Annotated in this window: 13 protein-coding genes, 2 tRNA genes and 1 rRNA gene; 5 read left to right on the top strand and 11 right to left on the bottom strand. The window is 49.9% G+C overall.

Features of this window, described 5'->3' with window-relative positions; all coding sequences use genetic code 11:
- Positions 1 to 20 precede the first annotated feature (20 nt).
- Positions 21 to 620 (top strand): J domain-containing protein, encoded by a 600-nt coding sequence (locus tag OCV59_RS09830; RefSeq protein WP_147594304.1) that lies wholly within the window; start codon positions 21 to 23, stop codon positions 618 to 620.
- Positions 621 to 635: 15 nt separating this feature from the next.
- Positions 636 to 1,208: a hypothetical protein gene (locus tag OCV59_RS09825; protein ID WP_147594303.1), complete on the top strand. Its 573-nt coding sequence runs from the start codon at positions 636 to 638 to the stop codon at positions 1,206 to 1,208.
- A gap of 6 nt (positions 1,209 to 1,214) precedes the next feature.
- Here OCV59_RS09825 and OCV59_RS09820 read toward each other — a convergent pair whose 3' ends face one another.
- Both OCV59_RS09820 and clpB read right to left on the bottom strand, forming a co-directional pair.
- Positions 1,215 to 2,480 carry a DUF4317 domain-containing protein gene (locus OCV59_RS09820; RefSeq protein ID WP_147594302.1) on the bottom strand — a complete coding sequence of 422 codons (1,266 nt, stop codon included), beginning with the start codon at positions 2,478 to 2,480 and terminating at the stop codon, positions 1,215 to 1,217.
- 331 nt (positions 2,481 to 2,811) lie between these two features.
- On the bottom strand, positions 2,812 to 5,403 hold the full coding sequence (gene clpB / locus OCV59_RS09815; protein WP_147594301.1) for an ATP-dependent chaperone ClpB: 2,592 nt from the start codon (positions 5,401 to 5,403) through the stop codon (positions 2,812 to 2,814).
- Positions 5,404 to 5,792: 389 nt separating this feature from the next.
- Between clpB and OCV59_RS09810 the strand changes: the two genes are divergently transcribed.
- Entirely contained in the window at positions 5,793 to 8,042 is a 2,250-nt protein-coding gene (locus OCV59_RS09810; RefSeq protein WP_147594300.1) for an InlB B-repeat-containing protein, read from the top strand.
- A 189-nt stretch (positions 8,043 to 8,231) separates the two neighbouring features.
- Positions 8,232 to 8,314: transfer RNA gene (locus tag OCV59_RS09805), tRNA-Leu, on the top strand.
- 375 nt (positions 8,315 to 8,689) lie between these two features.
- Here the strand turns inward: OCV59_RS09805 and OCV59_RS09800 are convergent.
- Together OCV59_RS09800 and OCV59_RS09795 are read right to left on the bottom strand one after the other, a co-directional pair.
- Positions 8,690 to 9,367: an alpha/beta fold hydrolase gene (locus tag OCV59_RS09800; RefSeq protein ID WP_317240371.1), complete on the bottom strand. Its 678-nt coding sequence runs from the start codon at positions 9,365 to 9,367 to the stop codon at positions 8,690 to 8,692.
- Positions 9,368 to 9,369: 2 nt separating this feature from the next.
- Positions 9,370 to 9,885, bottom strand: a complete 516-nt coding sequence (locus tag OCV59_RS09795; protein ID WP_147594298.1) for an O-acetyl-ADP-ribose deacetylase — start codon at positions 9,883 to 9,885, stop codon at positions 9,370 to 9,372.
- 127 nt (positions 9,886 to 10,012) lie between these two features.
- On the opposite strand from OCV59_RS09795, the gene OCV59_RS09790 reads away from it, so the two are divergent.
- Positions 10,013 to 11,167, top strand: a complete 1,155-nt coding sequence (locus OCV59_RS09790) for an iron-containing alcohol dehydrogenase (protein WP_147594297.1) — start codon at positions 10,013 to 10,015, stop codon at positions 11,165 to 11,167.
- A gap of 141 nt (positions 11,168 to 11,308) precedes the next feature.
- Here the strand turns inward: OCV59_RS09790 and OCV59_RS09785 are convergent, their stop codons facing one another.
- The 7 genes from OCV59_RS09785 to rrf form a co-directional block, all read right to left on the bottom strand.
- Positions 11,309 to 11,761, bottom strand: coding sequence for a MarR family winged helix-turn-helix transcriptional regulator (locus tag OCV59_RS09785; protein WP_147594296.1), 453 nt, complete (start codon positions 11,759 to 11,761; stop codon positions 11,309 to 11,311).
- A 216-nt stretch (positions 11,762 to 11,977) separates the two neighbouring features.
- Positions 11,978 to 13,711 carry an ABC transporter ATP-binding protein gene (locus OCV59_RS09780; RefSeq protein ID WP_147594295.1) on the bottom strand — a complete coding sequence of 578 codons (1,734 nt, stop codon included), beginning with the start codon at positions 13,709 to 13,711 and terminating at the stop codon, positions 11,978 to 11,980.
- Between the two features lie 4 nt (positions 13,712 to 13,715).
- The gene (locus tag OCV59_RS09775; RefSeq protein ID WP_147594294.1) at positions 13,716 to 15,485 is read right to left on the bottom strand and encodes an ABC transporter ATP-binding protein; all 1,770 of its coding nucleotides are present in this window, start codon (positions 15,483 to 15,485) and stop codon (positions 13,716 to 13,718) included.
- Positions 15,486 to 15,617: 132 nt separating this feature from the next.
- Positions 15,618 to 16,235, bottom strand: a complete 618-nt coding sequence (locus OCV59_RS09770) for a TetR/AcrR family transcriptional regulator (protein WP_147594293.1) — start codon at positions 16,233 to 16,235, stop codon at positions 15,618 to 15,620.
- 433 nt (positions 16,236 to 16,668) lie between these two features.
- Positions 16,669 to 17,997 (bottom strand): hypothetical protein, encoded by a 1,329-nt coding sequence (locus OCV59_RS09765; protein ID WP_147594292.1) that lies wholly within the window; start codon positions 17,995 to 17,997, stop codon positions 16,669 to 16,671.
- Between the two features lie 302 nt (positions 17,998 to 18,299).
- Positions 18,300 to 18,374 (bottom strand) — tRNA-Glu (locus tag OCV59_RS09760).
- A 5-nt stretch (positions 18,375 to 18,379) separates the two neighbouring features.
- Positions 18,380 to 18,478, bottom strand: a 5S ribosomal RNA gene (gene rrf / locus OCV59_RS09755); the annotation flags it as partial.

Here is an 18,478-nt window from a genome sequence, read left to right as displayed (position 1 = left end):
AATAGAAGAAGGAGATTTAGATGAACCCTTATGAAGTACTGGGCGTGCCTGAAAACGCCTCCGAAGAAGAAATAAAAAAAGCGTACAAAGAACTCGTCAAGAAATACCATCCGGATAAATATCAGGATAACCCGCTTGCCGACCTTGCAGAGGAAAAACTGCAGGAGGTCAATGAGGCATACGACATGCTGATGAAGAACAGGAACTCCGGTCCATCAGGCAGCTACAGCTACGGGAATTACGGCAGCGGCTCAGGTTCCGGCGGCAGCTATGGCACGCCTGACTACATGGCAGTACGCCGTTACATCGATGCAGGCAACCTGACTGCAGCAGAAAACATCCTGAACAGCACCAAGGACAGAAGCGCCGAATGGTTCTTCCTGTCAGGTATGCTTTCCTACAGAAAAGGCTGGTACGATGATGCTGTCAACAAACTCAAAACAGCTAACGACCTGGCTCCTAACAACATGGAATACAGCCAGGCTTACGGCCGTATAATCAACATGGGCGGAGCCTATCAGAATCAGGCTTACGGCCGCGGCTACGGAAGCAGCAATGATATGTGCTGTCAGGCGCTGCAGTGCTACATCTGCGCTGACTGCTGCTGCGACTGCATATGATAAAGGGGATATGAATTGAAAAACAGCAATTACCGAAAAAACACGGATAACACCGGTCGAAAAAATCAGTCATCTGTGATCGCACTTGGAGGCATATGCCTTGCGCTGACTCTCGCCTTTCTCTTTGCGGGTTCTGTCGCGCCCGGCATCGAGCTCACGCTGTTTGCGCTCAGCTCGCTCTTCACCGCGGTCATGCTGCTCGAATCAGGAGTCGGCGCAGCTGCGCTGCTTTACGCTGCCGCAGTGATCCTGGGATTTTTCATAGTGCCGAACAAGCCAGCCGTGATACCATACGCGTTTTTCTTCGGATACTACGGTATCCTTAAATTCTATGTGGAAAAGCTGCACAGCGGCATCCTTCAGGTCATAATAAAAGCAGCCTTTTTTGCCGCTGTCCTCTGCACTGGACTTCTCGGCTTCAAAAAGCTGCTGCTCGGAAGCATCCATCTTCCGGATTACCCTGTATGGATCCTCATCATCGCAGGCATCCTGATGATGCTTGTCTACGATTATATCTACACGCTCTGCATCAGTTTCTATCTGAAGCGCATACGCCGCAAAGGCGCAGACAACATGAAGCTGAGCTAGAGCTGACTAGAACTCCACTTCATCATCTGCGTTGCCGGCCGTCTCGGCGCTTTCGTGCGCCCCTGAAACGCTAGCCTGCTCTGCTTCCCCAATCGCTCCGGCGTCTCTGCCCTGTCCTGCTTCCCCGGCATCGCTCGCATCGGTGCTTATATCGATGCCGTTCACTTCAACGCCCTCTCCCATCGGGATCAGTATGTACCTGCTCCCGTCTATCACTTTAGTCGTTATCGTATATGTAAATTCCGGGTCGACGGTTATCTTCACCTGCGGCGTCACCATCTGGAATTTGTTGCTCTCCATCAGATTTATCGGATTGAGCACCGACTGCTCTCCGAATTCCCTGCGGCATGCTTCATTGAATGTGCCGATCTTTTCATCAGGCACTCCGCTGCTTTTCAGTATATCATCCACATCTTCGACGTATATCTCCGGCACCTCCGGATCCTTGCTCTCCTTGTGGATCAGCAGCCTTTCCCTGATCTGCCCGTGCACAGCCTTTACTACATCCAGACTGCAGTCATTTCCGAGAGACTCGCACAGCACATCGCTGAAAGCATGCTGCTGCGCGCCTGCAGACATCGGCACCTTTTCCGTATTGAAAATGCCTGCGATGAACTCCTCGTGTATGTCCGCCAGCCCGCGGCTGTAGTAAAGCGCATTATATATGTTCGTGCTCCTGTCGTCAAATGTCGGAAACATGAATCCCAGCTCCGGAGTTCCCAGCACATGGCCTGAGGATGCTCCCCTGAAATTTCTCTCTTCCGCAAAATACCGCAGCGACGCTTTCGCATCCTTCACTGGACAGATGCAGCATATCATGTAGTCGAACACTTCGTTCGAGCCCTCTTCCCAGATCTCGTCATCGTTTCCCTTGAACGGGATATCGTATGAATCGGAAGCCAGCAGTATAACATAGCTCTCGTCGCCGAAATCAAGCGATTCTATGACGCGCTGGTAAAACAGCTCACGCATGTCTTCGTCTCTGAGATGCGACAGTCTGAGCGCCTGCAGCAGCCTGTGCTCATCGCTGTCCTCGACCTGCTTCGTCGAAAATCCTATATCGAGCAGATTCTTTCCGAGCGTTCCCGATATCGCTTTTTTCAGCTGCTTGAGATACAGCTCTGCCTCTTCCTGCTCCATCAGCCCCATCGACATATCCATCCTGGCAACGATATCCTTCGCTGCGTTCACATAGCAGCCGTAAACATGGCTGATGCTGTCTTTGTCAAGCTTGAAACGTTTTCTTATCTCTCTCAGTTCTTTCTGATTCATAAATCTTTTCTCCCGGTCTTCTGACGATTTGAAGCTGCCGCACACATGCCGCCGGCAGCCATGACATTTATTTTAAACCAGCCCGGGCAGATATGCAAGCGAATCGGCACATACCGGCAGCATCAAGTTTCGGCATATATCGCTGCATATGAAAAAATCGCCGGGAAGTGCGGACGAAAAAATCCCTCTGCATCACCATCCTGAAAATACCGCAAAGCACGAACAGTGCCCCCTTTATAAAAAACAAAAAAGCCGGGGAAACTCGTCATAATTTCCCCGGCCGCTGCGCCGTTATCTCACCAGCACTTATGCCTGTGCTGATCTGTCTTCATTATTCAGCTGTAAATGTCAGCTTGTCACCGTCGCAGTCGATGAGGACTTTGTCGCCGTCCTTGACACTGCCCTTTATGATCTCGCCTGCAAGCTCTGTCTCGACATTCCTCTGCAGGAATCTCTTTACAGGTCTTGCACCGTAAGCCGGATCGTAGCTTTCGTCAGCGATGAACTTCTTCGCTCTGTCTGTGAGTGTGAGCGTGATATTTCTCTCTTCAAGACGTTTTTCGATGTCCTTCATAGCGAGCTCGATGATCCTTACGATCTGTGTTTCTGTGAGCGGCGAGAACACTACGATCTCGTCGATCCTGTTCAGGAACTCAGGTCTGAAGTATTTCTTCGTCTCGTCTTCGACTTTCTGCTTGACTTCTTCGTCGACCGTTCCGTCCGATCTGATACCGTCGATCAGGTAGTTGCTTCCGATATTGGAAGTCATGATGACGATAGTGTTCTTGAAGTCCACGGTCCTGCCCTGGTTGTCTGTCAGACGGCCGTCATCCAGCAGCTGGAGCAGGATATTGAATACATCCGGATGTGCCTTTTCGATCTCGTCGAACAGGATGACACTGTAAGGTTTTCTCCTTACGGCCTCTGTGAGCTGTCCGCCTTCATCGTATCCAACGTATCCCGGAGGCGCACCTACGAGTCTCGAGACTGAATGTTTCTCCATGTACTCTGACATGTCTATACGCACCATGTTTTTCTCGGAGTCAAACAGCGCTTCTGACAAAGCTTTCGCAAGCTCGGTCTTGCCGACGCCCGTAGGTCCGAGGAATATGAACGATCCGATCGGTCGCTTCTCGTCCTTGAGCCCTGCTCTTGCTCTGAGCACAGCCTCTGCAACAGCCTTGACGCCTTCTTCCTGGCCGATGACTCTCTTGTGAAGTATCTCAGGCAGCTTTAACAGTTTTTCCCTCTCGCTCTCTACGAGCTTGCTTACAGGGATACCCGTCCAGCCGGAGATGACTTCCGCGATCTCCTCTTCGGTGACTTCTTCCTTGAGAAGTCTGGATTCCTTGGCCTCTTCAGCCTTTTCCTTCTCTACCTCAAGTTTCTTTTCGAGGTCAGGCAGCGTTCCGTATTTGAGCTGTGCCAGCTTTTCGAGATCGTAATGCCTCTCGGCTTCTTCCATCTGATGCTTTACATCCTCGATCTGCTGCTTTACAGCCTTTACCTCGGTGATCGCTTTCTTTTCGCCTTCCCACTGTGCGCGCATCGCATTGCTTTCATCGCGAAGCTGTGACAGTTCTTTTTCCAAAGCTGCCAGCCGTGCTTTCGAGCCGGCGTCTGTCTCTTTGCCGAGCGCCTGCTTTTCTATCTCGAGCTGCATTATCTTTCTCGATATCTCATCGAGTTCAGCCGGCATGCTGTCGATCTCGGTCCTGATCTTCGAAGCCGCTTCGTCCATCAGGTCGATCGCCTTGTCAGGCAGGAATCTGTCGCTGATGTATCTGTCGGAAAGCGTTGCGCATGCGATCAGCGCGCTGTCTGTTATCCTTACGCCGTGATGGATCTCGAATCGCTCTTTCAGACCTCTGAGGATCGATATCGTGTCTTCCACTGTCGGCTGGTCTACCAGCACCTTCTGGAAACGACGTTCCAGTGCGGCGTCTTTTTCTATATATTTCCTGTATTCATCGAGCGTAGTCGCACCTATGCAGTGCAGCTCGCCTCTCGCAAGTTTCGGCTTGAGCAGGTTGCCGGCGTCCATTGCTCCTTCTGTCTTGCCTGCGCCGACTATGTTGTGTATCTCGTCGATGAAGAGGATTATCCTTCCTTCGGATTTCTCGATCTCGTTAAGTACAGCCTTGAGCCTTTCTTCGAACTCGCCTCTGAACTTTGCACCTGCGATCAGCGATCCCATGTCCAGTGCAAATATCGTCTTGTCCTTAAGGCCTTCAGGCACGTCTCCGTTCAGGATCCTCTGTGCCAGTCCTTCTACGACAGCCGTCTTGCCGACGCCCGGTTCTCCGATCAGCACCGGATTGTTCTTAGTCCTTCTGGAAAGGATCTGGATCGTATGTCTGATCTCGCTGTCACGGCCGATCACCGGATCGAGCTTGCCTTCTCTTGCCATCTCTACGAGGTCTCTGCCGTACTTGTTCAGCGCATCGTAGTTTTCCTCAGGATTCTGGCTTGTCACTCTCTGGTTGCCGCGCACTTTGTTGAGCGCATCCAGGAATTTTTCCTTCGTGATGCCGTATCTCTTGAAAATCGCAGCTGACGGCGTGTTGCGCTCATCGAGGAGTGCCAGATAAAGATGTTCGACGCTGATGTATTCGTCTTTCATCTTTTCGGCTTTCTTCTCCGCATTGAGGAAGATCTGCTGCAGCCTCCTTGTCGAGTACATGTTCTCAGCACTTCCGGAAACCTTAGGCAGTTTATCTATCTCGCTTTCCAGAGCTCCGATTATCTCACCCGTGTTCACTTCCATGAACTTGAGCAGTTTCGGGATCAGCCCGTCCTTCTGCATAAGGAGCGCCAGATGAAGATGTTCTCCATCTATCTGCTGATGCCCTTCTTCTATTGCTATATTCTGACAATCTATTATCGCACTCTGTGCATTCTGTGTGTATTTTTCTATGTTCATAAACCCCACCTCCGTATGGTTTAATAATGTTCCGCAGGTATATTTTCCCTTGCTGATTATTATTTTAAACCTGGAAAAAGCAAAAGTCAACAGTTTTTTAGCACTCACCTTAAAAGAGTGCTAATAATTTTTAAAAATTATGCCTTTTGCCTTGCTTTTATGGCGGAAACCGGAATATCCTGTTACCATTCATTCACTGCCATAAAAATAAAATGAGGAATGATACGATTTCCCGAATAGTCAATTGACACTTCGGGAAATATGCTGAACCTTTCTTCTTTGTATTATACAATTGACATGATTGAATATATCATGGCTTTTATATAAAAAAGAAGCTAAAATACAGAAGAGTTTTTATTGCGGCAACAGCCGCAGAAAGGAGCAAACCAATGAAAACAAGACCCGTGAGGACCAAGCTGCTGACAGTCCTGCTCACACTGTGCATGGTGCTGTCGCTGGCGCCGATGACGGCGGCTACGGCCTTCGCTGCCAATACAACCACCGTCAATAACGAAACAGAGTTGACGACGGCACTTGAAAATGCGGACTGCACCGAGATCAAGTTAGGCGGAAACATTGAGACCACTTACGAGCTCGATGTGAATCGCACCGTGATACTGGACCTGAACGGATATACCCTGAGCTGCAGCTCGACAGATGAGGATATAATTCGGGTGCGCAGCAACGGAAACCTGACAGTAAAGGACAGCGGAACCGGCGGCAAGATCGACGGGCAGAACAAGAACTGCGGAATTGAAGTCAAAGGAGGTACGCTGATTCTGGAAAGCGGCAGTATCGTGAACTGCACGGATGCCGACGGTGACGGCGGCGCTGTGGATGTAGCCAACACCGGTGTAACAGAACCACCTACCAGGTATGGTAAGTTCATTATGAACGGTGGAGCCATCATGGACTGCAAGGCCGCCGATGACGGCGGCGCAGTGGACATTGGCAGCGGCTGCAGCTTCATTATGAACGGCGGCTCCATCGGCAGTTGCAGAGCCGACGATGACGGCGGCGCGGTATATATCAAGCAGAGCGGCACCTTTGAGCTGAACGGCGGTGTCATTCAGAATTGCTCTGCCGGTGCCAACGGCGGAGCTGTGAATATTTACAGAGACGGTCACTTCACTATGACCGGCGGCACTATAAAGAGCTGCAAAGTGGATCTGGGTGGACTTGGCATGGCGGTATATGGCAGCAACGATGAAGCCGTGGTCACCATGACCGGCGGCACTTTTGAAGACTGCGGTGCATTCCCTTATTCCTTTGATGAATTCACCGTAACCTTTGATTCTGACGGCGGCAGCGCCGTGTCCGAGCAGAAACTGCGTAACGCTCCGGCAGTCAAGCCCGCTGACCCTGAGAAGAACGGCTATGATTTTGCCGGTTGGTATCTGAATGATACGCAGTATGCCTTTGACACCAATGTCACCAAGAATATTAACCTGAAAGCCAAATGGACACCTGCGGCTGCATCGACCATCACCACTGCTGCCGTTGAAAATGCGAAATTCAACTATCAGCCGGGTGATGCTCCACAGGCAACGGCTTGGGTTTCAGAGGCCGATACAGATAAATACGAGATCGCTTATGAATGCTGGCAAGAATTTGAAAACAATGAACCCGTTGCCGCCTGGTATTCCGATAACGGCTCACACGGTTCTCTGCCGACCATCACGAAATTTGAATGCGGGAAAAAATATGTGTATTCCCTTATGCTGAAGCCGAAAGACGGATATTCCTTCAGCAGTGAAACCGTTATTACAGTGAATGGGGAAAAAGTAGCGGCGCCATTCGTCGGCGGTTCTATGTATATCCCTGCCATTAAAACGATCACTATGCCTACTGTGACCGTCATTGATGTGGTGGAGATCAACGATGTCACCGTCAGCTTCAAGGACGGGGATAAACCGGTGTTCACCGGTAAGGTGCCTGATGGCGCAGACTACGCTTTCCGCTGCGAGTGGTGGGAGCTGGACAGCAAGACCGGCGCGATGTCTACGGACTTCGGGAATTTCTATGAAAACAAAATCACCGCTTTTGAAGCCGGGAAGACCTATCATTATGGCGTGTATGTGACGACTTACGGCGATGTCGGAAATATCCGTTATATATTCGGACCCGACACCAAGCTGAAGATCAACGGCAAATTAGTGGATTATAAGCGCTACGAAGGCGATACTAGCGATGGTTCCGACGGCACTATGTGGGTCCTCACCGACTTGACGATGACACCTGAGGCAGGTGCTGTTACTCCTTCTGATAAGTACACCGTTACCTACACCGACGGCGTAGAAGGCGAAGAGATCTTCAAGGATCAGACTTACACGGTAGAGTCCGGCAAGGCTACCCCTGCATTCAACGGCACACCAACCCGTAAGGGATATACCTTTGCCGGCTGGAAGCCTGAGGTTGCGGCTAAAGTGACAGGCAACGCAACCTATGAGGCGGCCTGGAAGTCCAACGATGCATCGGCGACAACGCCGAGCGATAACAAGCCAGGCAAAGGTGAAACAACAGGTACAAATACCGGCGACACCAGCAATATGCTTCTGTGGTTTGCTCTGCTGTTTGTCAGCAGCGGAGTTGTTATTGGTACTACGATTGTAAGCAGAAAGAAAAAGTATAACAGATAATAACTGATAACAGAAAATCTTGACCTGTGCGGCGGCTATCGGAAACGGTAGCCGCCATTGTATTTTAATATGCATTGTGGCCTTGCAATTTTAATTCCGCTAACGTTTAAATTTCAATTGACAATGGTCCAAAAACTCAATATACTTATAAAGTATCCGTGTTTCGGCACAGCACAATTACATAACCCTGCGCCTTTGGTGGAATTGGCAGACACGCTAGATTTAGGTTCTAGTGGGAGACCGTGGGGGTTCAAGTCCCTCAAGGCGCACCACATAAAAAAGACCGTCAGGTCTTTTTTTCATATTATTTGAACCCGAAAGGCGTGACCATTGTAAAGCAGCCCTGCGTTCTGCGCACGCCCCTCAGGGCGCACTACAGTTATCCTTGAAATTTCAACGTTTTCAAGGGTTTTTAATGCAACAAAAGTATTACGCTTTCATGATTTCTATTACAGTCCTGTTACAAACTTAAGTTCAATACACTCAGTACCTGATTATATCGGTTTGTGTATGATTTTTGCTCATCTCCAGATCTTACACAAAGGGTAGATATGAACACTTCCTGAGAATATATATCGCCATATTTTTATACCCAATAGACTACCCCCCAGCCGCGCGAGCTACGCGCATCACCCAAGCTTGAAATCTCATCTCTGCCCCAGAAACTCCCGTACCGCTTCATTGAACAACGCCGCTTTCCGGTTCGCAATAAAATGATTTCCTTTTATGAACACAAGTCTGGAATCGGGCAGACTGGCGGCTATCAGCTCTGTATGCCGGCGTTTTACCATATCTCTTGTCCCGGCAATGACAAGCGTAGGGACCGTGATCGCCGCCAGCTGACCGGGCTCGATATGCGGCTCATTTACCATCAGCCCCAGCATTTCAGCATTTTGCGCTGCCGACATGCTTTTTCCCGCAAAAAATCCAGCTATCCTGGATCCGATCTCTATAGGAAGCTGCACGCTTTTTCGTATCCCTGCCGGCGACAGATTCCCGCCGTTCAGGATCAGTTTTTCTATCATTTCCGGATGCCTCAGCACAAAGATCATCGCGATATTCGCACCGTCGGAAAATCCCAGGATATGAGCCTTTTCTATGCCCATCAGCTTCATAAACTCATAGAGATCGTCAGCAAACCGGCTCAACGTGAACTCTCCGCCACCGCGCGGCGACTTTCCATGACCCCGAGTATCAAGCGCGATCACACGGTATCTGTCCGAAAAGAAACTCACCTGGTTCTCAAAATACGTGTGGTCCTCGCCGTTTCCATGCAGCAGTATCAGCGGAAACCCGTTTCCGCTTTCCTCATAATAAAGCGCCACTGCTATGCACCCGCTGCTGCTATCGCCTGCTCATACACCTGCATGGTGTTGTCATCGAACAGGACCCATTCCACAACATCAAATGCATCCGGATGCTCCTCAAGGAATTCAGCCACCGTACCTACAGCGATCTTCGCCGCTTCCTTTACAGGATAATGATACACGCCTGTAGATATCGACGGGAATGCGATGCGCCTGATCCCGTGTTCTGCAGCGACCTGCAGACTCCTGCGATAGCATGAAGCCAGGAGCTCAGCTTCGCCATGATCCCCACCGTGCCATACCGGTCCGACAGTATGGATCACATGACTGCATGGCAGATCATAAGCGCCGGTCAGCTTTGCATCACCGGTATCACATCCGTTGAGAGTCCTGCACTCTTCAAGCAGCTTCCTGCCCGCTGCTCTGTGGATCGCTCCATCCACGCCTCCGCCTCCAAGCAGCGTGCGATTTGCAGCATTCACGATAGCATCCACGTCATTTATCTTCGTTATATCTCCTCTTACCGCTTTTATCATAGCGACCTCCTGTCTAAACATATGAACTTTTTGCGATCTCGCTTTTTAATATCGCTTTTTTACATTATAATATAAACAAACCGTAACCCGCAATTTTTACATAAATAAATCCGAAAGTGAGGAGAACATGGCACACAGACTTACTATACCGGGAACGACATACATAGGAGAAAACGCGCTGGCTGATGCGCTGGCTGACATCAGCGCACTCGGAAAGCACGCGCTGATAGTTTCCGGAAATTCCATGAAAAAAGCCGGTCACCTCGAAATGCTGACCGCAAGACTTCAGGAAAGCGGAGTCTCATCGACCGTATTTTCAGGCATTACAGGCGAGCCTACCGACATCATGGTGGAAAACGGCACAGCGCTTTACCGCGAATGCGGTGCAGACTTCATCATAGGCTTCGGTGGAGGCAGCCAGCTCGACGCCGCCAAAGCGATCGGGATCCTGGCCTCAAACCCCGGCTCTATCTCCGACTGCTGCGGCAAGCCGATCCACGCTTCACTGCCGCCGGTCGTCGCTATACCGACCACATCCGGCACAGGCTCAGAAGCGACAGACGTCACGATCATAACCGACACGGCAAACGACGTCAAAATGCTGATCAAAAACAGACTCCTGATGCCGGACATCGCAGTCGTCGACCCGATTTACAGCATGAATGCCCCCGAAAGCGTCACAGTTGCCACAGGGCTAGATGCGCTTACCCATGCCATCGAAGCGTATACATCCGCAAGGGCATTCCCGGAAAGCGACATCTTCGCGCTTTCCGCGGTCAAAAGGATATTCAGTTTCCTGCCAGCAGCGGTCGCAGATGGCACTGATAAAAACGCTCGCACTCAGATGGCTATGGCCGCATACGAGGCAGGCATCAGCTTCTGCAATTCTTCAGTGACAGTCGTTCACGGTATGAGCCGCCCGATAGGTGCGATTTTCCACGTTCCTCACGGCATCTCGAACGCGATGCTGCTGGATGAGTGCATGAAATACGTGGTGAGCGGCGCGTACGACAGATTCGCCGGACTCGCCCGTGCGATAGGCGTCGCTGGCAGCACCACAGACGACATTCATGCTGCATCATCATTCATCGATGCAGTATCCGAGATATGCAAAGTCTGCAGCGTTCCGTCCTTCAGGGAATACGGCATAGATGAAGACAGATATTTTTCTTCGATAGAAAAAATGTCTTCTGACGCGATCGAAAGCGGCAGTCCCGCCAACACTCGCATGCCGCTTTCGAAAGAAGACATCAGCACTATTTATAAAAACGCATGGAAATAACACAGCGCAAAACAAACATCAATGACTGCACCGGACAGCTAACTGCCTTAGCCGTCATGCAAACAGAAAACGGCTCACGAGAGACACCACATCTGATGTGCTCTCCATGAGCCGTTTCTGTTTTATGTTATTTCTGCCTGATCATTTTTTCATTTCCTGCTTTTCCGGCCCTCGCACTGCCCTGCCCTTTCTCAAGTTACCGTTCACTCGCTCGAGATAAGAGATGAAAGCCTCACGCTCTGCATCGGAGAATCCTTCAAATACATGTTCTTCGACATCACTGAGCACATTGACCGAAGCTTCGGCACGCGCTCTGCCCTTTTCAGTCAGATATACGAGGATATACCGCTTGTCATCCTCCCTGCTGCGCCTGTCGATCAGCCCGGTCTTCTCCATCCTGGCAAGCAGACTCGTTGCCGTCGCCGGCTCTATGATGCACGCTTCAGCTATATCCTTCTGCGCGACTCCGTCATGCTCTATCAGATATTCCAGCACCTTAGGCTGCCCGGCAGAAAGCTCCTGCCCCGAAAGCCTCTCAAATACCATCTTCGAAAACAACGTGTGATTTTCCATCATCAGCTTGTGATATGACATAGGTTTATCCTCCCATCAGGTGCACCGGAGAGCATGATTGCCCTCATACGACCAAAGCCTTGTCTTCCAGTATAGTAGTTAGTCTTCTAAATGTCAATCCCGAAAATCCGGATACCTGCTGCATCCAACACTTACGGCCTGCCTGCATATCGCCAGCACCGACGGTGCATGACATGATCCGATTCGCCCCGCTTTAAAGGTGCCTCTTCTGCGTGTTTATTCCAGAGTCCAGTTCTGGCTCTCGGTCTGGAGTTTCACCATGTGTGAATATATGCCTCCCTGCTCCATCAGATCTGAAGGCGTGCCCTGCTCAGCGACATTACCGTCTTTGAGCACGACGATCTTGTCTGCGCCGGAAACCGTTCTCATACGATGTGCGATGATGAGAACAGTCTTGTCCCTTATCAGTCTGGAAAGCGCAGTCTGTATCGCAGTTTCGTTTTCCACGTCCAGGCTGGCAGTTGCCTCATCGAGAAGTATGATCGGTGCATCCTTAAGGAAAGCTCTGGCGATCGATATCCTCTGGCGTTCTCCCCCGGAAAGTTCGCAGCCGTTTTCGCCGATATTCGTGTTCCACTTGTCCGGAAGCTTTTCTGCAAACTCCTCGACATTTGCCATTCTGGCCGCAGCGATGACCTCTTCATCTGTCGCATCGGCTCTGCCAAGCCTTATATTTTCCATGATCGTATTGTCAAACAGCGTTACATCCTGGAACACTATCGAATAAAGCGACATCAGCTTTTCCGGATCTATTACCGATATATCCATGCCGCCGACGGTTATCCTGCCTCTGTCTATATCCCAGAATCTGGCCGCAAGTCTCGAAACTGTAGTCTTGCCGCCTCCCGAAGGACCGACGAGCGCAGTCACCTGCCCCTGTTTTGCAGTGAAAGACACATCATCAAGGACAGTCTCACCGTCTTCATATGCGAATCCAACGTGATCGAAGACTATATCGCATCCGTCATTATCCAGCGGCTCTGAACCTGTCTGCACATCGCAGTCAAGTATCTCGTTCATGCGCTCTATGTTGCTGTTCGTTCCTATTATCGCCGCAAGGTTCTGCAGCGCTCCCTCGAGCGGATCATACAGTCTCGACACGACGAGCAGGAACATGAACATAGTCAGTACATCGATCTCACCTTTTATCAGCAGATACGAACCGGCAAGCGCTGTAGTCGCGATCCCAAGGCGCAGTATCAGCCCTGCCGAAACCACGAAAACGGAAGTCCCGAGCTCCGATATTATCAGTCTTGATTCCACATTTCTTATTTTCTTTTCCAGTCCGCTGAGATATCTTTCTTCCGCATTGTTTGCACGCAGGTCACTCATCATCTCCATACATTCCTGTATGCCGTCTTCGCAGGTTATCTTAGCCTGCATCGATTTTCTCGAAAGATTATGCTGTACTTTTGATGCCAGCGCTACAACGGCAAATGCCACAGGGAGCACCCATACAGCTGCGATACCCATCCTCCAGTCAAAGAACAGTATCGATATCGCGATCAGTGTCGTCGATATTATCGAACCGATGAGCGGCGGCACGTGATGCGACTGGCTGGTTTCCAGCACGGCACAGTCGTTCATTATAGCCGATGTCAGGTCGGCCAGGTCTTTCTTGCCGAAAAACGACAGCGGTATGCGTCTGAGCTTTTCTGCCAAACTCACTCTTCTTATCCCCGTCTCGACATAAGTCACCAGGAACGTCCCGTCGTACTGCAGCCGCGTGAAGATCAGTATCAGCGCGATACAGATGACGCACCCTGCTGCATAGAACGGTATGCGCCCGTTTTCCAGACCGCCCTCCATCATATCCTTTACCATGAAATAAAGCAGCCCCACAGGGAACATGAAAGAAATATTCTGCAGCGCACAGAATATGCTGCCCTTTATCGTATCGATCGCACCTCCTCTGGAAAGTGCGAATCGTCTTTGCAGTTTCTCTATCACAGAGCTACACCTCCTTTGCAACTTTCCACTGTACCGAACTCCTGTAGTCATCCCACATCGTGCTGAACAGTCCGTCTGCGGCCTTGAGTTCTTCAAAGCTGCCGCTTTCCTCGATCCTGCCGTCCCTGAGCACGAATATGCGGTCCGCATTCGTTACAGTAGACAGACGATGCGCTATCATGATGACCGTCCTGCCCTCTGCCAGTCTGCTCAGCGCAGTCTGCACCCTGACCTCATTGTCAGGGTCCGCAAATGCAGTCGCCTCATCCAGTATGATCACAGGGGAATCCTTCAGGAAAGCACGCGCGATGGCTATCCTCTGCGTCTCGCCGCCTGACAGATATACACCTTGTGATCCGATCACAGTATTCACGCCATCCGGGAATTTTTCTATTATATCCATACACTGCGCATCTTCGAGCGCCTTGATCACTTCCTCCTCCGAAGCCTCAGGTTTTCCCATCCTCACATTGTCCAGGATGCTCGCCTTGGCAAGGTGACTGTTCTGGAATACGAAGGAAACCGTATCCATCAGCTCAGCCTTGTCGATTTCCTTCGCATCTACGCCTCCGATACGGACGACACCGCTCTGAGGATCGAAAAATCTCGCGATCATGCTTGCCAGCGTCGACTTGCCGCCGCCCGAAGGACCTACGAATGCCACAGTCTGCCCGTCTCCGATCTTCAGAGAAATGTCAGTCAGCGCATTTTTCGTACCATCATAGCTGAAAGTAACGTGTTCGAGCACGACAGAATTGTCTGCAGGGTGCTTTGTCTTGTCAGCCTGACTGAGCGAAGGCGACTCCAGCACGCTGTCGATCCTCGCGATCGCATCTGCCACGATCATGCCGTTCTCACTCATGAACATCATCTTGGTCAGCGTCAGCGAGATCACCGGCGTTATTATTATGTAAAAAAGCATGCTGAGCAGGAACTCATTCGTCATGCCGCCATGCGAAAGCCAGTATCCGCCTGCGATCAGGAAGATGAACACGCTGTTGATAGCCAGCGTGTAAAGAGTCATCGGTCCTCTCATCTCTTTCGTGTACGCTATCGTCCACTTTTCATAATCGTCTATCGTAGCCTTGAATTTCTTGAAGGAAAACACAGTCTGTCCGAATGTCTTCACTACCGGTATGCCTCGCACGTATTCGACTGCCTCATTTGACATATCTGCGAGCGCATTCTGATACTCTGTCATTTTTTCCTGCATGCTCTTGCCTGTCATCTTCGTCATGCATGCAAATCCAAGCACTACAGGCACCAGGCTGATAAGGCCCAGTCTCCAGTCAAACACCGCAAGCAGTGCCAGCAGACCGACTGTCGTCGCTATAGCTCTGTATTTATCCGGCAGCTGATGAGCCAGATATGCTTCTGCCGCTCCTGAAGTCTCTGAAATCGTCCTTCGCAGCCTGCCGCTGCCGAACTGCTCTATTTTCCCAAGTGGCAGCGTCGCGATATGCTTTGTCATCGCTATCCTCATATTGGTCGCGATACGAAATGCCGCAAGATGCGAGCACATAAGCCCGCCAATGTATACCAGCACTGAAATCACTGCAAACAGTACCGCCATCCACCCGTAATGAGTTATATGCACTGCATCTTCGAAATGTGGTGCGACCTCGATCACTTCTTTCAGTATCCTCCACACATACCAGAACGGCAGCAGCGCGATAAAAGCACTTGCCGCAGAAAGCACCCATGAAAGATACGTCAGTATCCTGTGGCTCCCCGCATATTCGAGAAGCTTGTTAAGATTTGATTGCTTTTTCAAAAATAAAACCCCCTTACCTGCTGATCTGTCGATCTGTTGTTATTCGGCATCCTTCTCCGCCGATAACTCGCAGCCGATCGCCAGCCGTTCTTTAATTAGCTATAACTAACTATCGTGCAAAAATTTATGGGTCTACTGACCCATTATTTTCAGCCATCCTGCAGTATAAAAATCATTCAGCTCCTTTAGATAACGCTCGGCATAGTCCTTAGGCGTATCATGTATTATTATTTCGAAATACGCATTCATCATTCCTGTGACCAGGATATGCTCAAGCCTTCTGTCAATCATCGGCGCCGGCTTGCCCAGCTTTTCCAGTACAGCGTAATACTTGTGCGTAGCTTCTACCTCAAGCTCCGCCATTTCATCGATAAGGAAAGCATACCTCGTGCCCTCTGCACACTGCAGCAGCATATAACACTCTTCCCTGTGATCGTATGAGTAATCCAGGATCTCATACATGCATCTGCTGGATGCCTTCGCTATATTATCCGGCTGCTCTTCCATCGGCAGGCTTTCGAATTCGTAAAGAGCTGCCGTGTATGTGTCCACTATGAATCTGTAGACCTCGCTGACGAGTGATTTGAACAGTTCTTCTTTGCTTCCGTAATATCCGTAAAGCGCTCCGGTCGTCACACCTGCAGACTTTGCTATGTTCCTCAGCGATGCCTCCCTGAAGCCCTTTTCCATGAATTCAGCCTTTGCAGCATCATGTATGAGTTCAAGTGTCGTTTTTTCATTTTCTACCACAGTGTCACCTCCCATGCACTTCGGCAGCTCGGCAGTTATACGATTTTACACATCGCCTCTCGTTCTCCAGGCATATTTGTCCTTTTGCAAATATGTCGGATACACCGTGAGCTGCCTGCTTTCCGCAATCATATAACACCGTTATATTATATTTAGCGCTTATGGTTTTGTCAAGCTAACTGAAATTTTTTCTCAGATACTGCTTAAGCCCTTTCACTGAAACTAAGCGTTCAAGACCCGATACGTGCACTTTGCATAAATAACAAAAGTGGCTTCGACACATATTTTAATATGAAACTTTGTTGATATTCCGAAAATATCGAAAGTGATATTTCCTACATGATAGAAAAGCGCACCTTTAAAATGATCTTCTAAAGATGCGCTCTGCATTACCTCTTTTATTTTGTTGTCTTAATTAAATATACTGAACAGGCTATTTTCCGGCTGCTTTGCTGTACGGCCCGCCATTGCTGAAAAATGCAGCTGACTCCTTGTCTGACAGGATCCTGTCTGTCTGGATGCTTTTTGATGATTCTTCATCGTCTGTGAGTATGCCATGACTGATCGCCCAGTTCATCGCCGCCTTCTCAAAATCATCCAGCCCTTCAAAGCCTGAATACTCGCCGGAAACATCACTGCATGCAGTATCTTTGCCGTACAGTAATGCCGCCTTGTATGCGATCTCTGCAAATTCCAGTTCTGTTATCCCGCTCTGAGATGCCAGAAGCTCGCGATCCATTTCATCAAAAAGGCCAGACTTCATGCCCCATACTATAGCATCCGCCTCGTATTTGACCTTTGTTGAATCGCTGTCGATCTTATCCGATGCCAGCTGCATCAGCGCCGCAGTATATATGCGTTCGTTCAGATCAGCATCCGCTCCGAGGCTGTTCTTGACGAAAAGCACCGCCTGTGCTATCGAACACTGTCCCGGCGCACAGTCGAGCGCGCTGACAAAGTCGTTTTCATCAGATTCACTGATCTGTGACATAGCGTTATTTTCATCTTCCTGAGAAATATCGCTGTCCGGCTGATCTGCTGTTACATCCGTTCCCGAATCCGCATCAGCATCTGTATCAGCATCTGAAGTACTTCCCTCTGTCACAGTGATATGTATGATCGGAGATGATTTCACATCTGACGGCTTTACATATTCAGTCTTCCCTGCCTCCTCGGAATAAAGCGTATATGCCTCCTTCTTTACAAAATACTTGACGTTCGCCGTACATGCTTTTTCGCCGTCCGAAGCATTGTTCAGCTTCACTTTGTTCAAGGTGTAGAGCGGCAGTATCTTTCCCACGCTTCCCTGCGCGCCTTTGCCTGTACGCTTCAGTTCTCCTCCCGTTATAGAGATCGCTATGTAATCGGAAAGCTTGCCGGTCGCATCGTCATATCCCGGGCTGACGCCAATCTCATTCATAGCTGACTTTATCTGACTGTAATCCAGATGCTTCACCCACGGATTATCCCAGGTATAAGTCGATCTGCCGTAGCCATGCTTCACCTTTATACCTCTGGTAAGTCCGTGTGATTCGTCATAGCCTACATCTCTGCTCTTCCTGTCTCTGAGATTCTGATTCGCGTTCTTGAACTGCGTCATGAATCCCGACTGTGAATATCCCTTGCTTGTAAAGTATGTCGTCTTCGCATTGTCATCGTAATAGCATCCGTTATATGAAAATATAGTTACAGTGTACGATATTTCCACAGGGCAGTCATACAGCATCGTATCCACATAATCCGTCTGGAATATGCTCTGCACTACTCCGGTGTGTCCCGGCAGCGTGACTCGCTAAGTGCTGGTCGTGCTCTCCGAATTCGTTGTGCTGTTGGTATCGCTCACACTGCTTTCCCAAAGCTCACCTTGTTTGCGAGTGCATTTCCGCTCATTTCCGGGCATATATCCATTTTTTAGCATCAATATTACAGGCCTGCCGAGCAGGCTTTTCTCTGATTATTTTACTCCATGCGTAAACGCCGAAACCCGTTGAAAACACTCGCTTTCACTGGAATTTCAACATAATAAAAAACCTGTCTTTCAATTAAGAAAAACAGGTTTCGGTCTGGTGATCCTACCGGGAATCGAACCCGGGTTACCGCCGTGAAAGGGCGGTGTCTTGACCGCTTGACCATAGGACCAAAATAAGCGGCAACGTCCTACTTTCCCAGGCGGTCTCCCGCCAAGTATCATCAGCGCTAAGGAGCTTAACTTCTGTGTTCGGTATGGGAACAGGTGTATCCTC

The organism is Brotomerdimonas butyrica (genome assembly GCF_025567305.1).
Taxonomy (GTDB): Bacteria; Bacillota; Clostridia; order Peptostreptococcales; family Anaerovoracaceae; genus Lentihominibacter; species Lentihominibacter butyricus.
Note: the sequence above shows the minus strand (reverse complement) of the source record. Positions and strands in the feature narration are given on the sequence as shown.